At 44.7% G+C, this 16,051-nt stretch carries 14 protein-coding genes; 2 read left to right on the forward strand and 12 right to left on the reverse strand.

Features of this window, described 5'->3' with window-relative positions:
- Nucleotides 1–5: 5 nt before the first annotated feature.
- The gene (locus tag MHH52_RS16495) at nucleotides 6–950 is read right to left on the reverse strand and encodes an NAD-dependent epimerase/dehydratase family protein (RefSeq protein WP_340003639.1); all 945 of its coding nucleotides are present in this window, start codon (nucleotides 948–950) and stop codon (nucleotides 6–8) included.
- A 98-nt stretch (nucleotides 951–1,048) separates the two neighbouring features.
- Between MHH52_RS16495 and MHH52_RS16500 the strand changes: the two genes are divergently transcribed.
- Nucleotides 1,049–2,695 (forward strand): glycosyl hydrolase family 28-related protein, encoded by a 1,647-nt coding sequence (locus MHH52_RS16500; RefSeq protein WP_340003640.1) that lies wholly within the window; start codon nucleotides 1,049–1,051, stop codon nucleotides 2,693–2,695.
- Nucleotides 2,696–2,699: 4 nt separating this feature from the next.
- Here the strand turns inward: MHH52_RS16500 and MHH52_RS16505 are convergent, their stop codons facing one another.
- The 11 genes from MHH52_RS16505 to MHH52_RS16555 all read right to left on the reverse strand — a co-directional run bounded on the left by MHH52_RS16505 (nucleotide 2,700) and on the right by MHH52_RS16555 (nucleotide 14,873).
- On the reverse strand, nucleotides 2,700–3,866 hold the full coding sequence (locus MHH52_RS16505; RefSeq protein ID WP_340003641.1) for an aminotransferase class I/II-fold pyridoxal phosphate-dependent enzyme: 1,167 nt from the start codon (nucleotides 3,864–3,866) through the stop codon (nucleotides 2,700–2,702).
- A gap of 59 nt (nucleotides 3,867–3,925) precedes the next feature.
- On the reverse strand, nucleotides 3,926–5,035 hold the full coding sequence (locus MHH52_RS16510) for a GNAT family N-acetyltransferase (protein WP_340003642.1): 1,110 nt from the start codon (nucleotides 5,033–5,035) through the stop codon (nucleotides 3,926–3,928).
- A 78-nt stretch (nucleotides 5,036–5,113) separates the two neighbouring features.
- Entirely contained in the window at nucleotides 5,114–5,923 is an 810-nt protein-coding gene (locus MHH52_RS16515) for a GNAT family N-acetyltransferase (RefSeq protein WP_340003643.1), read from the reverse strand.
- On the reverse strand, nucleotides 5,920–6,534 hold the full coding sequence (locus MHH52_RS16520) for a sugar transferase (protein ID WP_313638054.1): 615 nt from the start codon (nucleotides 6,532–6,534) through the stop codon (nucleotides 5,920–5,922). The genes MHH52_RS16515 and MHH52_RS16520 overlap by 4 nt, the downstream gene beginning before the upstream one ends.
- A 36-nt stretch (nucleotides 6,535–6,570) precedes the next feature.
- Entirely contained in the window at nucleotides 6,571–7,689 is a 1,119-nt protein-coding gene (locus tag MHH52_RS16525; RefSeq protein WP_340003644.1) for an LCP family protein, read from the reverse strand.
- 3 nt (nucleotides 7,690–7,692) lie between these two features.
- Complete coding sequence (locus MHH52_RS16530; RefSeq protein WP_340003645.1) at nucleotides 7,693–9,603, reverse strand: nucleoside-diphosphate sugar epimerase/dehydratase; 1,911 nt, start codon at nucleotides 9,601–9,603, stop codon at nucleotides 7,693–7,695.
- A 64-nt stretch (nucleotides 9,604–9,667) separates the two neighbouring features.
- A complete protein-coding gene (locus MHH52_RS16535; RefSeq protein WP_340003646.1) occupies nucleotides 9,668–10,975 on the reverse strand; it encodes a glycosyltransferase family 4 protein in 1,308 nt (435 codons plus the stop codon).
- Nucleotides 10,914–12,185, reverse strand: coding sequence for an O-antigen ligase family protein (locus MHH52_RS16540; protein WP_340003647.1), 1,272 nt, complete (start codon nucleotides 12,183–12,185; stop codon nucleotides 10,914–10,916). Before MHH52_RS16540 ends, MHH52_RS16535 begins: the two co-directional genes overlap by 62 nt.
- 32 nt (nucleotides 12,186–12,217) lie before the next feature.
- Entirely contained in the window at nucleotides 12,218–13,453 is a 1,236-nt protein-coding gene (locus MHH52_RS16545; RefSeq protein WP_340003648.1) for an oligosaccharide flippase family protein, read from the reverse strand.
- A 6-nt stretch (nucleotides 13,454–13,459) separates the two neighbouring features.
- Nucleotides 13,460–14,167, reverse strand: coding sequence for a CpsD/CapB family tyrosine-protein kinase (locus MHH52_RS16550; protein ID WP_340003649.1), 708 nt, complete (start codon nucleotides 14,165–14,167; stop codon nucleotides 13,460–13,462).
- Entirely contained in the window at nucleotides 14,115–14,873 is a 759-nt protein-coding gene (locus tag MHH52_RS16555) for a Wzz/FepE/Etk N-terminal domain-containing protein (RefSeq protein ID WP_340003650.1), read from the reverse strand. The genes MHH52_RS16550 and MHH52_RS16555 overlap by 53 nt, the downstream gene beginning before the upstream one ends.
- Nucleotides 14,874–15,307: 434 nt before the next feature.
- Between MHH52_RS16555 and MHH52_RS16560 the strand changes: the two genes are divergently transcribed.
- Nucleotides 15,308–15,535, forward strand: a complete 228-nt coding sequence (locus tag MHH52_RS16560) for a hypothetical protein (RefSeq protein ID WP_340003651.1) — start codon at nucleotides 15,308–15,310, stop codon at nucleotides 15,533–15,535.
- Nucleotides 15,536–16,051: the final 516 nt, after the last annotated feature.

Genomic DNA, 16,051 nt, shown 5'->3' on the forward strand with positions numbered 1-16,051 from the left:
TACGATTAGTGATCCACAGCATTTCCTACAGTTAATCGGGCAGCGATCGTCTTCTTGAGCCCCTTGTAGAGGTCATGATTAGGAGACCAGGACATCAATTCTTGTGCTTTGCTATTGTTTAAATAGCTGTGAAGAATATCGCCTGGCCGAGCTTGTTCATAGGTTGTCTGGGATTCACGTCCCGTAATGCTGCCTATCATCTCCACAACAGTATTAATCGAGGTAGCTACTCCGCAGCTAATATTCATGGTCTGATTATCTACTTTGTCATCCGAAAGTGCCGCATCTACAAACGCCTGTGCCACATCCTCAACATAGACAAAATCCCGTGTCTGTTCACCATCCCCATAGATCAAGAGCTCTTTGCCTTGCTTCATGCGATCCAGAAAAATCGAAACTACACCAGCTTCACCATGCGAACTTTGCCGAGGTCCATATACGTTAGCAAGACGAAGTATCGTATACTTCAGCCCATGCATGCTGGCAAACATCCGAATGTAGGTCTCAGGAACACTTTTGGATACGCCATAGCAGGACTCAGGATTCAAGGGATGTTTCTCATCAATGCTCAAATATTCAGGGTTCCCATATACAGCCGCCGACGAGGCGTATACGATCTTTTCAACATGATGAGCTTCGCACATTCGCAGGACGTTTAGTGTTCCGACAATATTCACGTTCGCATCAAACAACGGATTCCGCTGTGATTCCCTTACGTCAATCTGTGCTGCTAGATGAATGACCACATCCGGCTTCTCACGGCTAAAGACTTCGCCCAGTGTCTCATCCCGAATATCGTATTGATATAGAAGTGCGGAAGGATTTCTATAGAATGAGCCGGAGGCACCCGATAAATTATCTACAATTACAGTTTCTATACCCTCTCTTATGAGCCGATCAACAACATGAGACCCAATAAAGCCAAGCCCCCCAGTTACTAGTACTTTCAAATAAAAAACTCCTTTCGCCCTATAAGAGTGCTCTTTGTACAGGCATCTTCTTAAAGTTCACATAAAATACTAAATCAAAGAATAAAGGAGTGAAGTATATGGCAACTGCCCCTATTCCAGATAATTCTGTAACAACGTCCGTAATTGTGGACGGCGCAGTCACTTCTATTAAATTAGACCCTGAGACTAACGGTTATGTGAATGTCCGATCATATGGAGCCGTAGGGAATGGTCTCAAAGACGACACAGTCGCGATTCAAAATGCAATCAATGCTGGAAACATCAAACGTAAAGTTGTTATTTTCCCGCCTGGTGTATACAAAGTCTCTTCTGGTCGCATGCGTAATCCTTCCAGCCTTGAATGGTGGTGTCTTCGCATTCCATCCGGAACCAATCTAAGCTTTGAACCAGGGTCCAAGCTGTTACTAGCATCGAACCCACCTTCAGATACTAGAGTACTTGTCATCTTAAACGCCGCTAATATCACGATAACCGGCGCTCTCGAAATCGATGGAAGTGCTTCGACTGTGAAATCAACCGTCAACGATCAACTTCACGGCTTGTTCATTTCTTCTTCGCAAAATATATCCATCGAATCGGTCTACTCCCATGATTGCTACGGTGATAATATTTTTATTGGAGGTACGGAAGAAGTTCCATCCGTTAATGTGCAGATCGGGTATGCGCGCTGTGAGACGGCTGGACGAAAGAACTTCGTCATCCATTTTGTAGATCAGCTTCATGTCAACAGCGCAGTCCTAAACAACAGTCGCGGTGGAGCGCCTAGCTTCAATGGGGCCAACTCGTTAGATTTGGAACCCGACGAATTCAAGGGAACGCGCAGCTTTTATCAACGCTTCGACTCCTTAACTACCATTGGTTTCGGTAATGATCTGTCAGCAGGACTTACAGATGAAATCGCCAGACTCTGGACCCTGGACATCGGTTCACTTGATATGCGTGTTAGTGGATCCGTAAGTCCAGCATTACTGTCTTATGGACTGACTATGAAAATTAGTCATTTGTCTATTCGTTCCACTGATCATAAAGCTAGTTACGGTTTACAGACGATTTATTCACAATTTATCGATATAGCGAGCGCTAAGTTCGACGGCATTGGAGGTCCTGCCATTTATGCTGCGTTCAATGCTTCCGGAGGTAGACCAAGATTGCATATTGGATCTTTAGGAATGTACGGCTCAGGCTCCAACTTAGCTAGCGGAGTCCGAATCGACGGAGGAGATCTTTATGTGGGGACGATGGATGCACAGGACTTAATGGGTAGTACCTTGTACTTGTTCACAACGCAATCAGACACGATGGTTACTGTCGACAATATGATTGTCCGTAACAGCGGAACTAATCAGGTAGTGCTAGTCTCTTCTTATGGTACAGCTAAACCTTCCTTGCTCCTGAACAATGTGGCAGTGTTCGATACTCGTGCTGTAAAGGTAAAACGCATTCTAGAATTCGAAACGTTGGTTGCTATGCAGGGTACGTCTCTTGGCACCTTGTATAATCCGTATTCACTAACTGAATGGTTCTCTACCTATGGCAACTTCAAACGAGCGATTCGACTCGTTGGGGGTACATTACTTCCCGCAGTATTCATCGTGGAAGGTTCGCCCGAGGGCACCATAACCGCTCCGGTTGGCAGTCTAGCTATGCGAACAGATGGTATACCAAAAGCCACTTTTTATGTGAAAGAAAGCGGAACCGGTGCTAACGGTTGGGTTGCCAAGTAAACTTTCAGCGGTTCTGAATGCATGACTCTATCGCATCCATTACACGTACCAGATCATCATCCGATAAGGAACTTCCAGAGGGTAGACATACACCTTTTGTGAACAATTGATCAGATATACTATGTCCCTCCATGTATGGATAATAGATGGCGTTCTCGAACAGAGGTTGCAAATGCAATGGCTTCCATACAGGTCTAGCTTCTATATTGTTAAATTCAAGGCACTTTAAGAGTTGATTAGCGGAGAATCCAGCGATCTCTTCATCAATCGTTAGCGCACTTAACCAGCGTGTACTACGACAATCTGGCGCTTCCGGCATGAAATGAAGACCCGGAACGGATCCCAATCGCTCTAAGTACGTTTGACTAATATGTCTACGCCGTTCGACTCTTTCCTCAAGCAGTTCCAATTGACCGCGGCCTATAGCTGCCAATAGGTTACTGAGCCGATAGTTGTAACCCATTTCGGAATGCTGATAGTGTGGTGCAGCGTCACGTGCTTGTGTAGACCAGAAACGAGCCTGATCTAATGCATCGGTATCATCCGACACAAGCATGCCTCCACCTGAGGTTGTAATGATTTTATTACCGTTGAAAGAATAGATTCCGAATCGGCCCCAAGTACCACTTGCCTTTCCGTGGTAAAAAGCGCCCAGCGATTCAGCAGCATCTTCTATCAAAGTAATACCATATCGATTAGCGATTTCTACAATAGGCTTCATGTCTGCGCTCTGTCCGTATAAATTGACGACAATAGCTGCTTTAGGCAGTAGCCCTTTGTCATTCAAATCTTGGCAGGCTCTCTGAAAGGCTAGTGGACACATGTTCCACGTCTCTGGCTCTGAGTCTACGAATACAGGCTTAGCCCCCAAATATAGAATAGGATTAGCACTGGCTACGAACGTTAGCGTCGAACAAATCACATAATCTCCTCGGGAGACGCCAGCTAGACGAAGTGCGAGATGAATTGCCGCTGTTCCAGAGCTTAACGCAAGCGCACCCTTTGAACCTGTATATTCTGCCATCTCTCTCTCGAAAGCATCGACTTGCGGTCCAATAGGAGCGATCCAGCCAGAATGAATTGCATCCTCTAAATAGGCCTGTTCACGTCCACTTACATGCGGCGGGGATAACAAGATTCGTGGTAGAATGCTTGGTTGACGAATACTCATGCCTTGCTCCTTTCTCCATTTGGATGCTTTCATCCAGATGGAATACATATCAAATTGATTTATTTATGAGCGTGGTCCATGATATTTTGATTCAAAAAAGACGGATTCCGATATAGTGGAAAATAATTCCCGGCTAACCCAGTGTCACAGAGCGATAAAATGCGATCATACACTTCAGGAAAAAATATTCGCTTACCAAGGTAATAGTCCAGTGGTTCTAGTTGAGTAGCAAATTTTAGTTTGAACTGAAATAGTTCGTCGTTGCCGTTATATCCCCCACCCAAATGAAATCTTTCGTATCCATTCTCCATCCCCCACACGGCTGCTGAGTGGATGAGAAATTTGGTTGGTGACCACTGCAGATAGGCCCGATCCCAACCGCATAAGTGATAATGCATCCATGGTCCATCATGAAGCACAATACTGGCCGCTACAGTTTTCTCCCCATCCATCGCCTCGAACAACTCTACCCGCCCGTCTAACAAACGGCTTGTATCTTCTATAAATTTTTTGGGGAAATAATAGAAGGAATCTGCCTGTAAATCATTTAACGTTCTGTAATATAATTCGGTGAAAATCTCGATCCGATCCCTTAGATCCGACTTTCGAATGGTTAATGGAGATGACTTTGTTTTGCGAATATTTCTTTTATGATTGCTGCCATAATTCTGGATAAGTGCTGACTCCGAGCCAACCGTCAAATCCATATAAGCTGTATTCCGATTCAACTCTGTAGTAAGCCCATTTTGGTATTCGGTGGCATTACCTATTAACGGATGAAATCTTACAAACTCGGTCATGATCCTTTTCGCTTTGCAGTATTCGGTGAACGCTTCACTGAACTGTCGGTACAGCTCCGTTCGTTCAGCTCCTGGCGGCACATTCGATATCGGTCCCCCGTATCCATAAGGTGTGCTAATGTCGTACCACTCACCTTCAAGCCCCAGTTGAATTATTGCGGGAAGATGGCTTATGGAGCGAAGCAAGTATGGATAAATAATAAGCTGGTCACCCTGCTTAAATACAAATAGCTCTGCCTGTTGATGATCATCATCCTCGAACAGCCGAAAAAAATCAGCAGAGAAATAGATATCTTTTCTTTCCATCTGATTCAAATAAGCATCCCATTCTTCAGAATGCGAGCTATTAAGAACGAGGAAATTACTCATACGTCGCCTCCTAAAAGTTATGTTAGCGTATGCTTCCTTGAGGTACTTCGACAAAACTTACTTCGGAAGCATTCGCTGCTAATCCAATATCTTGATCATACGTATACTTTCAGTGCTTAAGCTTAGCTCGGGGTCTCTCTCACGTAAGAATGCATCGGATGAGAGTAACAACAACCTTCTCTCCCGGTCTAGGTCGAGTAACACATCGGTCAGTTGATAACCTCCATCCCACTCTCCACTTTGCAGTTGGATGCGAAAATACTGCTCGCCGAGCCGACCTACGACAGAAGTCTTCTGCTTCGTTCTAATCCTAAAAGAAGAGAATCCGTACTTTAGATGATGTGCCTCTGCCATTGGGTAATCATCAATGATGTACACCACTTCTTCGTCATCTATATGTGCTCCAGTAGCAGTAACATCCGCACTTGCCGCTACTGAACGATCCAAATCCCTCACGTACCAATAAGTACGTCCTTCCTCTGTAAAGCCAAGGCGAAGATACCAAGCATGAGCCTGTTCATTCCATGAGAACACATCAAGTACCAGCTTCTGGATGCCATCCTTCTTGGCTAATTTCTCTCCGTAAGCCATGAGCATTCCGCCAATGCCATCCTTACGATAGGCCGCATCCACATTCAAGTTATTCAGAACTAACATCTGTTCCATTCTTCGCCATTCAGCGAATCCAATGAGAACATCTCCAATATAGGCTCCAATCAACAATGTGGCTGAATGGCCTCCACACTTACAAGCCGCTTGCAGATACGCTGGATAACCTGCACAAGCAAATATCGTTTGATTGTAAACATGCTCCGGTAAGTTGCTCTTCAAGAGCCGGCATGCATGATTAATATCGTCTTCATGCAGCGGTCTAAACTGCACATTCATGCCTGGCCCTCCTTTTTATTCAGCCTATACTCATCCAGAGGTAGGCTATGCCGACCTGGATTGGCTACAACATCATCTTGTCGAATCACCTTCAATACGGTCTTACATAATATGAGAGCATCAAGTCTGAAACTTAGCTTCTCGACATAGGTGACATCATACGAAAGCCGGTCTTTCCACGATGAAGTATTGCGTCCTGACACCTGTGCCAATCCCGTAATTCCTGGTCTTACAGAGAATCGCATCCTCTCCAGTTCGGAGTAATAAGGGCTGTAACGCATGAGCAAGGGTCTTGGGCCAATCAGGCTCATTTCTCCCTTCAGAACATTCACCAATTGCGGTAGCTCATCCAGACTTAGCTTCCGGATTATTCCGCCAAACTTGATATATCGCCGCTCATCCGGTAACGGCTGGCCCTGCGTATCATACAGTTCAGCCATGGTCCGAAATTTGTAGATGAAGAAGGGTTTCTCTCCCCGTCCTGGTCGCTGCTGCTTGAACAAGATTGGGCTTCCAAGCTTCATTCGAATCAACAACGCCACCACAGCCATGACTGGACTAAATATACATAACATAACGATCGCTCCTACAATATCGAAGCCTCGTTTCATATGGCGATACATGTCAGTACTCCTCCCGCCTTTCTCTTAATCCGTAAAAAGACGTTCCGTAAGCGACTTTACTTCTTCCGAATCTGCACTCCAGTAGTACACCTTAGTTCCGACTAATGGATCAGGTGCGAAACTGTTTTTACCCGGAATCTGCTCGTATGTGAAATCCTGAGAAGCTATCCCCTTGAACAACCAAGCTAAGCTGAGCAAATCACTGTCGCTGAAGCTTGTATCGATAATGTCTTTCTTTTCATGAAGTAATAATCCCGCCAGATCCGGAAGATGCTCAGGGCTCAACAGCTTATTGGCCACAGCTCTAACGATATTAAATTGCTCCTCTTGACGACTAAAGTCACCATCTGGAGTCGAGTGCCGCTCCCTCGCTAGGTAGAGTGCATGCACGCCATCCAGATGCTGCTCACCTTTCTTGATGGTAATCTCTGGGGTTATGGTCACATCCTGATCGATCACCATATCAATTCCGCCGATAGAATCGACGAAATCACGTACACCGGAGAAGTTCGTTTTGATGTAATGATGAATGGGGATATTCATAAAGTCGCTCACCGCTTGAATAAGCGTCAGCGTTCCTTGCTGATTCCCACCCTTGGACTCCCCAACAATATGAGCATGATTAATCTTGGTATATCCGACATTTTGCACATAAACCCTTGTGTCTCGCGGCACTGAGACAATATTCACCTTTCGCTGATCCGGCATCACATGCGCTACCATAATCGTGTCAGCACGTGAGCTTTCCCCGCCCCAGGTGTCGGTTCCAATTAACACAACATTGAAGGATGATGTTTTTTTGTCTGTTGCCGCTGGTGTTGCTGTAGGCGGAGGTGTAGTCGGTGGCAGTGCAAGCTCATTCGTATTTTGAGAGTTATTCGGAGTGCCATCCGACTGCGTCTTCCCCACAGGTACCAAAGAAATTTCAGAATTAGGTATCGTCAAGGGATTAAGGACAGCCTTCTGGAAGCGATGTTCAGGATTTAGCACCCCTCTGATCCAGATGCCACCAACGACAATCACAATAAGAAAACCAATCAGGGCGAATCTTCCAATTCGCCTCATGACTATACGCTTTCTTGTGAATTCCCGGTCTCGCTTGCCAGGCAATCTTTTTTTCCAACTACTCATAATCCACTTCATCACTCAGATCCCCGCACGAACTTCGGATTTGATCCGTTCAAGCTCTTGAGTAGCCACCTGTGCTTCTTCCTGAAAGCCCGAATAGCTCGGTATAAGCTGCTTTAATAGTTTCTTGATCTGATAGCTGCTTGGCACAAATTCGTACCGTTTGCACAAATTCTCCAGAACACCAAGGACCAAATTCAGTTCGGATCTGGAAACACTTTGAGGACGACTGATCATTATCCGATAGTTATTGGTGACCATCAATCCTTCCTCTTCCGTCAGGAGTTCCTCATATAGTTTTTCTCCAGGACGAATGCCCGTGATCACGATAGGGATATCTTTATCGGGTTCTAAGCCCGACAAACGTATTAAATCTCTCGCTAGATCGTAAATACGAACCGGCTTACCCATATCAAGCACGAACACCTCGCCCCCTTGTGCCAGCACACTCGCCTGGATAACCAACTGCACAGCTTCAGGGATCGTCATGAAATACCGCACCATATCCATATGGGTAACAGTAACCGGGCCACCACTCTCGATTTGTCTTTTGAATAATGGGATAACACTTCCCCGACTACCGAGTACATTACCGAAACGTACAGCGGCAAAAACCGTCTTGCTGGATGAATTCTGATCATTAATAATCATTTCTGCAGCTCGTTTCGTAGCTCCCATGACACTGGTTGGATTAACCGCTTTGTCTGAAGAGATGAGAATGAACCGTTTAGCACCATATTTGGCACTGGCCTCCGCTACGTTCCTTGTTCCGATGACATTGTTCTTAACTGCCTCCACCGGATTCATTTCCATGAGGGGAACATGTTTGTGCGCGGCGGCGTGATACACGATCGTAGGTCGGAAATTCTGAAAAACACTTTCGATTCGCGACACATCCTGAATATCAGCAATGATGGGTTGAATATTCTGTTCGGGATATAACTGGCGAAGCTCTTGTTCAATAAGGTAAATGCTGTTCTCTCCATGTCCAAGAAGCAGCATTTCCTTCGGACGATATGCAGCGAGTTGCCGGCACAGTTCCGAGCCTATGGAGCCTCCTGCACCCGTAATGAGAATACACTCACTCCCCAAATTCTCGCGTATCTCTTCCGTGTTAATTTCTACTGGAGTTCTACCTAGCAAATCATTTACGGACACTTCACGGATCCGATTGATTGCCGTTTTTCCATCTAAAATATCCGTCATACTAGGCATTAGCTTAATCTGTGCTTTTGTAGATTTGCAGATCTCGATGATCTCCATTAAGTCGTTTTGTGGAGCCGTCGGAAGCGCAATAATAATGAAAGAAATGTCCAACTGCTTCACTGCCTCGGGAATGAAATTTCGGTTACCCACAATCGGCAGACCCATAATCTCCAGCTTTTGTTTGGATGTATCATCATCAATGAAGGCGACCGGATTCATAAATTTAAACTTTGAATGCTTGATATCTTTGTTAACGAGGATTCCTGCCTTTCCAGCCCCAATGATTAGAAGATTACCTTCGAATGAATCCTTCGCTCCCGACGAGACTAACCCATCATTCATAAGACGGTTGACGATTCGCAAACCAGCAATGCCAAGAAACACATATCCAGCTGCAAAATAAATGGATATCGGCAGTCGATATGAAGCGACGAGTACATGAGCGGATACATTAACAACAATGACTCCTACGAGTGTTAAAGCACTCACTTTAAGAAGCTGCAGTATCTCTCCCATTCCGGTGTATCGCCAAATACTGTTATACACTTTGAACCCGAATGAGAAGACCGCGTACACTGAAATGTGAATGAATATTGCCCACGGAAGCATCCACACGTACATCTCTGGGATTTGAAAATCAAACCGAAGTAAAAACACCAGCCACACTGAAGCCGCAATAATCCCCGCATCCAACATGACCAAACGGAAGATCCGCATTCTCATCACTTCTTTCTCCCTAATTAACTAAAAATGTTCATTTACTAGCCTTTTATGTGTGAGCGAATGATCAATCTCCTGACAGGCTCACATGCATTTCAGACGGAACTCGCTTCCTTCCCCCCATATTCAGCGCTTCTATATAGATCGAGTCCATTTCACAGAGCACCGCAGGCAACCCGTAGCGAATAATCCTGTCCTTGTTTGCTTCTCCCATCGTAGCGGTTAATGCTGGATGATCTCGTAGTTGAATTAATGCCTTAGCGGTAGCAGTAATATCATCAACTGGAACCAACATGCCTGTTAATTCATGTTCGATCAAATCGTGAATCCCCCGAATATGCGTACCGATAACAGGTTTACCTGCTGCCATCGCCTCCATAATCGCCCGAGGTAGTCCCTCGCGATAGGACACAAGAACGGCAACATCACACGCTCTAAGTAGATCTGGAATATCCTTACGGTACCCAAGCATATGCACCCGATCGCTAACACCTAGCCGATTGGCTAGTTCCAGTAGTGTTTGCTCGGACGGCCCCGTACCAGCTAAAGCCAGATGGATATTGCCCGCTTCATCACCCAACTGACCCAGCGATTCGATCAGCTGCTTCTGGTTCTTGTTAACGTTCAATTCAGCAACGCATAGTACGACAAAGGGAGGTTCATCATTGTTACTCTTCGGTAGATCAAATAGTTGGCGTCGCCTATCTGTTTTTTCCGTCGCAGCTTCAGGATGTTCCTGTTCGCTGCCGTAAACCTGGAGATCAAGTCCGACACCACTCACATAGGTCACTTTTTTTCGTACAGAAAATTTCTGGGCGCGTTCATAATCTTCACTATTTATGGTGATCAGCACATCTGTCCAGCGAGCCATCAATCGCTCGAGCGGATAATAAAGCATCCAGTTCAGGAGTGGGGCTCCCTTAAAGAAATGAAAGCCATGAGCTGTATACAATGTGCAGGGCACACCTGCCCTACGGGCCGCAATCCGTCCGAGAATCGAAGCGACTGGCGTATGTACATGGACGAACTGAAACCCCTCCTTCATGAAGCTTTCAGTTAATATCCCTAGAGCGGCCCAGTTCTGCACCTGCAAAGGGCTACGTTGTATAGGCACATCGTGGCACACGATCCCCTTCTCTTCTAACCGTAACCTCGCTTCCCCAGGCTGCGCGTAAGCATGCACTTCACACCCCTTTTGTTGCAATAACTCCATGTAAGGTAAATGAAAACTCTCGAAATGCCCATAAATGGAGGCTACAAAAGCAGCTTTTAATGGCCCACAGCCTTCAGCAGGTGTGCTCCCAAACCTCTTGTTATTGCGCTTGTTGCGCTTGTTCTGTTTGTTGTCGTAACTTACGTCCGGTTGACCTTTCAATGCCCTTGGTTCGATACCGCATCACTCCTTTCCGTCCAGTATTCGTTAATCGGATGCAAGCTGCGTTCATAGCCATCATGAACCACCAGTACCGCTGGAATAAGGCTTCGATGCCCATCGAAAGTCCAATCATCGCAGCGTGAGACAGCAGTAATGCCATAATGATCGGTCTGTGAATCGGTTCTGCCGTGCGATAAGATCGGATACCTACGATAAAGAACCAGATCATGAATCCGCCATACACGATCAAGCCCAGTAGTCCGAATTCTGTCATAAACCAAATCGGAGTGTTATGAATAATAATGCGCAGTTCATAGTTATAGGAGCCAAGTCCAATTCCTAACAACGGACTTTGTGCGATCCAATCCACCGCCTTCCCAATGATGTCGAGGCGTGACTGAATCTGCGAGGGTCTACTGGACATATTCCCAAGAACATCCAGATAAGCTGTTCCTTTATACAACAGCAGTGCTACAAATGCGACGCTAAACCCCATACCAATCTTGAGAAGTCGAGATGGATTAGTCAGCAGAAGCGTAAGTAGGACAAGGAACAGACCAATCCATGACGATCGCGAAAAGGTCATCATAATTCCCCCGGCTAGGGTTATTGTCGCTAGGGTACTCACCCATCCCCTAAGTAGCTTCACCCCATCCCCACTCGTCATGATATGAATGGCAAAAGCCGTCACTAATAATCCACCATATGCATTCGGATCAATTAGCATCCCAGACAGTCGACCGTCTTGCACCATAAACGGGACCTTGACTCCACTAAAAAAATCGAACAAAGCGACGCCATTGAAGATCAGTACACTGATCAGAAAAGCTCGTAGCATTTTATATAACCGATCCCAGCTGTCAACAGCCTGAATAAGCATGATATAAGTCAGCAGTAGGAGTATAAACCCAAAATCTTTTTGCAATAGAGCGTATTGCGTAATGAATCCATTGCGCCAAATGGATACAAATGAAGCGAGGACGAAAATAAATAACATCCCCCAATGCCATGAACTGAACTGCCTCGGGTCCAATTTGAGGTGTAAACCTGCTGCAAACAAACCAAGCATTAAGAAAAGGTCAGAGAGTGCGATTCGAAAGGCGCCACCGAAATCAATTTGAGCCGGAAGGCAGATGATGTAACCCATAACCGCAAACAGAAATAAATTACGCATGGTGTAGGGTTTCCCTACAACCGATACAGATGTCATACAAGCCCCTACTTTCCTATGAGAAGATGCCTCTATGCAGCCAATTCCCGTTGTACCTGTTTCCTTGCCTGACGGATTACCAAGAAAAGTACGATCACACTGCCAATCATCTGAACGAATAATGCCAAACTGGCCCCCATCGCAGCGCCTATCACCCCGTAATTAGGTACGAATATTAGACATGAAAGCCCATTAGTGATCACCGAACACAGAAACAATGGAATCTGCGCTTTGTACTTCCCGGTGGCTGTTATGGCATACCACAGGTAAGACGAAACAAATACCAACGTGGTAGAAACGAGCAACCAATGAAACAAACTTATCTCCTCAGCCACTTCAGGACTGAACAATAGGGTTAGTAGCTGATGACCAAACATCCACCCGATCAAACAAGCGAACGCACTAATTCCCACGCCCATTGCAATCATTCGACTGAGTAATGAGACAAACTCCTTATGTCGTCCGGCAGCATGCCAACGGGCTAGACGTGGTGTTATCGCTTCACCGAGTGCAGTAACAACAACATTGCAGGCAACAATCATGTATGAGAGCGTAGCGTATACACCTAGGTCATGTTCCCCTTTAAAATAAGAGATCGCGTATAGTGGGATATTCGTATTTAGCGACATCAACGCCAACACAACACCAAGGGGGGAACTAACGATCAGCAATCCCCATAGGCGTCTTTTGTTAAAAAGTGGCCTGAGCGACGTATACACTCTCGCTTTGCGAGCATCATATCCAATCGTTATCGCTAACCATCCGATAATCATGACTAATAACGCTAGAACGAGACTCTGTGTAGGGATAAATACGAGGGCGAAGACAAGTATGGAGAACAATCCTTTAGCAGCTCTCGAGAAAGAGATTTGATCTAGCCTCTCCTGCTTCTGAACAATACCCAATAAAATATCGCTGACCGACTCAACAATTCTATACAATCCGATGAAAAATATGACTAAAACTGTATTCCAATCAAAACCACTGACTATGCAAAAACCTGCTGTGATCGTGAATGCAACAGCGGTTGTCACGAGACGAAGCCCAAAAAAATCTCCAAAAAGGTATTTCCCCGATGTATTAACGATCAAGACCGAACGAAGATGTAAATGCGACAGCATGAATATGGGAGCGGTTACCGCAAGCCCTAGTGAATATTGCCCAACGATTTCGGGTGACCCAAATTTATTAAGAAGTATTACAATCACGAACTGAGCACCTGCGTAAGTGATATTCCCGAATAAATAACGAAGAGAAGCAAATGTCATAATACGTTAGACCATTCCGGAAGATGAAGCCCAATCGGCAAAATCTTCACTGCGAATCTTGTAGCGTTTGCTACTCTTTCGATAATTCAAAACTGCTCCCAATACATGCGCCCCTTGCTGCTCAAGCATCTGTTTCGCAGAGCTCGTATGCTTTAAGAGCACTTTCCCAGATTTCACAACTAACAGTACCCCTTCTGTCATCTTTCCCAAGATAAGGGCATCCGAGAAGGGCATTAACACAGAAGAAGAATCGATGACAATCGTATCAAATCGATCGCTAAGCTCTGCGAATAACCTCTTCATTCCTGATGATCTTAGTAAATCAGCCGGATTCGGGGAGATTGGACCAGAAGTCAGTACAGAAAGTCCTTCTGAATCCTCAATAGGAAAAATACAATCATCCACACGGGTTTGATCCACTAAGATACTACTTAATCCGACCCAATTGGGCAGATCGAATGCCTTATGCACGGTTGGCGTGCGCAAATCTGCATCTATCAGTAGCACGGTTCTTCCGGTTTCCGCCATCGCTATGGCCAAGTTCATCGCCACTGTCGACTTTCCTTCATCTGGAAGAGAGCTTGTGACTAATAAAGATCGGATTTCTCCACCTACTCGGGTATAGCGAATATTGGATCGTATCGTTCGAAATTGATCTCCACTAGATGATTTCGGTTGTTCCAGGCAATACAGTCTTGGCGTTTTCTTCTTCATGTCTGCTGGCTCCTTCTACTGAATTGGATTTCGTCTTCGCCCGCCGTTTCCGTGGCTTCAATTTCCCCACCGTTCCCAGAAGAGGAAGCTGCAAATCCAACTGAATGTTTTTGGCGCTTCTCACAGGTTTCTCCGCCAATTCCCGTAGAATGGAAATTGCGATCCCAGCAATCAATGAAAGTCCGAAAGCAACGACCATATTGAAGAGCGGCTTGGGCGTGATCGCCTCGAAAGGAACCTTGGCTCGGTCGAGAAACACAACATTCTCTACCCCCATAATCGCTTGGATGTTCTCGTTGAAAGCCTCCCCAAAACCATTCACGATATCCGTTGCCCGCTGAGCATTAGAATCCGTCACAATAACCGTCGTCACGAGTGACTCACTATTTGTTCTTGTCTTAACTTTTTCTAATAGTTTTTCAGGGGTCATGTTTAATTGCAGCCTTCTAACGACCTCTTCAGCGATTCTACTGCTTCGGATAATTTCCCCGTAAGTGGTTACTAGTTTTTGCCCAGCCATAATGTCATTGATTGCTTTCTGTTGCCTGTCACCTTGAATAAGAATAGAAGCTGTCGCCTCGTATTTCGGCTTCAAAACATAGTAGCTAACGAAACTAGCGAGACCGACCGCAACGATACATAACACAATGATGAACAGCAGCCTACGTTTCACTAGCTTCAAGATGCTGCCTAGTTCGAATTCCATCTTTCATTTCTCCTAACCGTTAATGTATTTTCGTCTTCTTCAACAAGTGTTTTATTGTATATTTATATTCTCGTTATCCCAATATATGTCCAAAAAGAGTTGGGAATTTATATGCCTTCTTTTTAATAGATCCACCCGAATCTCTATTAAACTCCAACAGAAATAAGCAGTCTACCAGTATGATCCTACTGGTAGACTGCCTTTTATCTTTACTGCTTTGCTCTCTGAAATTCATTTAAAACTAGCAAGTTAAATTAGTTCTTCACTCATTCGTTGGTGTAATGTGTAAGGTAACTAATTATTCTTTCATCGATTAGATCCACAAGTACCTACAAAAGCTGGTTCATGTTCCATCGCTCTCATAGTAGCAGATAATAGTTCTTTGAATTCATCCTTTTCTTCATAGATTCTTTACAAGATAGATTTATTACCATATGAAGAAGGATGAATGTGAAATCACTGTACTAGAGGATTCGAAAATAGACGAAATTGGCCAGCTCATGTCGCATTATAACGCCATGACACATCATTTATTAGATATTTCTCGGAAGGATGAGGAAAAGTTAGAGCTTCTTGTTGAAATGCATAAAGTATCTGAAATATTGCAAGAGCATTATCTTGGGATCGGACTTTCTGCAGTTATGGTAACTATTGCAGAATAGGTGCCTGTTGCCAAACCATCTTTCGCTTTGATCGTGAAGCTTGTTGCTTCTCCTTTATTGAGTAGACAATACAAACTGTGCCGCGTTTTCGCCACTTCGTTACCACTACATAATAATACGTCGTGCTGGTTGGCGCGCTTACGTAACACTTTTTTGATCACCATAATCCAATTATATGGTTTATCTTCGTTTTGAATCTTAATGGAATCTTAACGAATATATAAATTTTAAATAAAAAAATTGGAAACCAGCTGATCTTGCTTTTATTACTTGTAATTATGACAAAACGAAAGGTCTATTAAAAAAAGAGCGTACCAACGACAGAAAACATGTTGGAACGCTCTTTATTAATTACTTACAACTACAAATAATACTAGTGTTAAATATGGTTCCAAAATATTCTCTCTTAACAGCGACACACCACATTCCACATGTGATGTATAAACACTGAAAACAAGTTACAGGAATAGCATTTGCTCAATGAAGGGGCGGCTGACAACAGTCGCTCTTTTATTA

The organism is Paenibacillus sp. FSL K6-0276 (genome assembly GCF_037977235.1).
Classification (GTDB): Bacteria; Bacillota; Bacilli; order Paenibacillales; family Paenibacillaceae; genus Paenibacillus_AQ.

Coding starts and splice junctions, on each gene's coding strand:
- MHH52_RS16505 (WP_340003641.1), bottom strand. CDS start 3,866: ATGAGTATTCGTCAACCAAGCATTCTACCACGAATCTTGTTATCCCCG.
- MHH52_RS16525 (WP_340003644.1), bottom strand. CDS start 7,689: ATGAAGTGGATTATGAGTAGTTGGAAAAAAAGATTGCCTGGCAAGCGA.
- MHH52_RS16560 (WP_340003651.1), top strand. CDS start 15,308: ATGAAGAAGGATGAATGTGAAATCACTGTACTAGAGGATTCGAAAATA.
- MHH52_RS16530 (WP_340003645.1), bottom strand. CDS start 9,603: ATGAGAATGCGGATCTTCCGTTTGGTCATGTTGGATGCGGGGATTATT.
- MHH52_RS16555 (WP_340003650.1), bottom strand. CDS start 14,873: ATGGAATTCGAACTAGGCAGCATCTTGAAGCTAGTGAAACGTAGGCTG.
- MHH52_RS16545 (WP_340003648.1), bottom strand. CDS start 13,453: ATGACATTTGCTTCTCTTCGTTATTTATTCGGGAATATCACTTACGCA.
- MHH52_RS16510 (WP_340003642.1), bottom strand. CDS start 5,035: ATGAGTAATTTCCTCGTTCTTAATAGCTCGCATTCTGAAGAATGGGAT.
- MHH52_RS16520 (WP_313638054.1), bottom strand. CDS start 6,534: ATGAAACGAGGCTTCGATATTGTAGGAGCGATCGTTATGTTATGTATA.
- MHH52_RS16550 (WP_340003649.1), bottom strand. CDS start 14,167: ATGAAGAAGAAAACGCCAAGACTGTATTGCCTGGAACAACCGAAATCA.
- MHH52_RS16500 (WP_340003640.1), top strand. CDS start 1,049: ATGGCAACTGCCCCTATTCCAGATAATTCTGTAACAACGTCCGTAATT.
- MHH52_RS16540 (WP_340003647.1), bottom strand. CDS start 12,185: ATGACATCTGTATCGGTTGTAGGGAAACCCTACACCATGCGTAATTTA.
- MHH52_RS16515 (WP_340003643.1), bottom strand. CDS start 5,923: ATGAATGTGCAGTTTAGACCGCTGCATGAAGACGATATTAATCATGCA.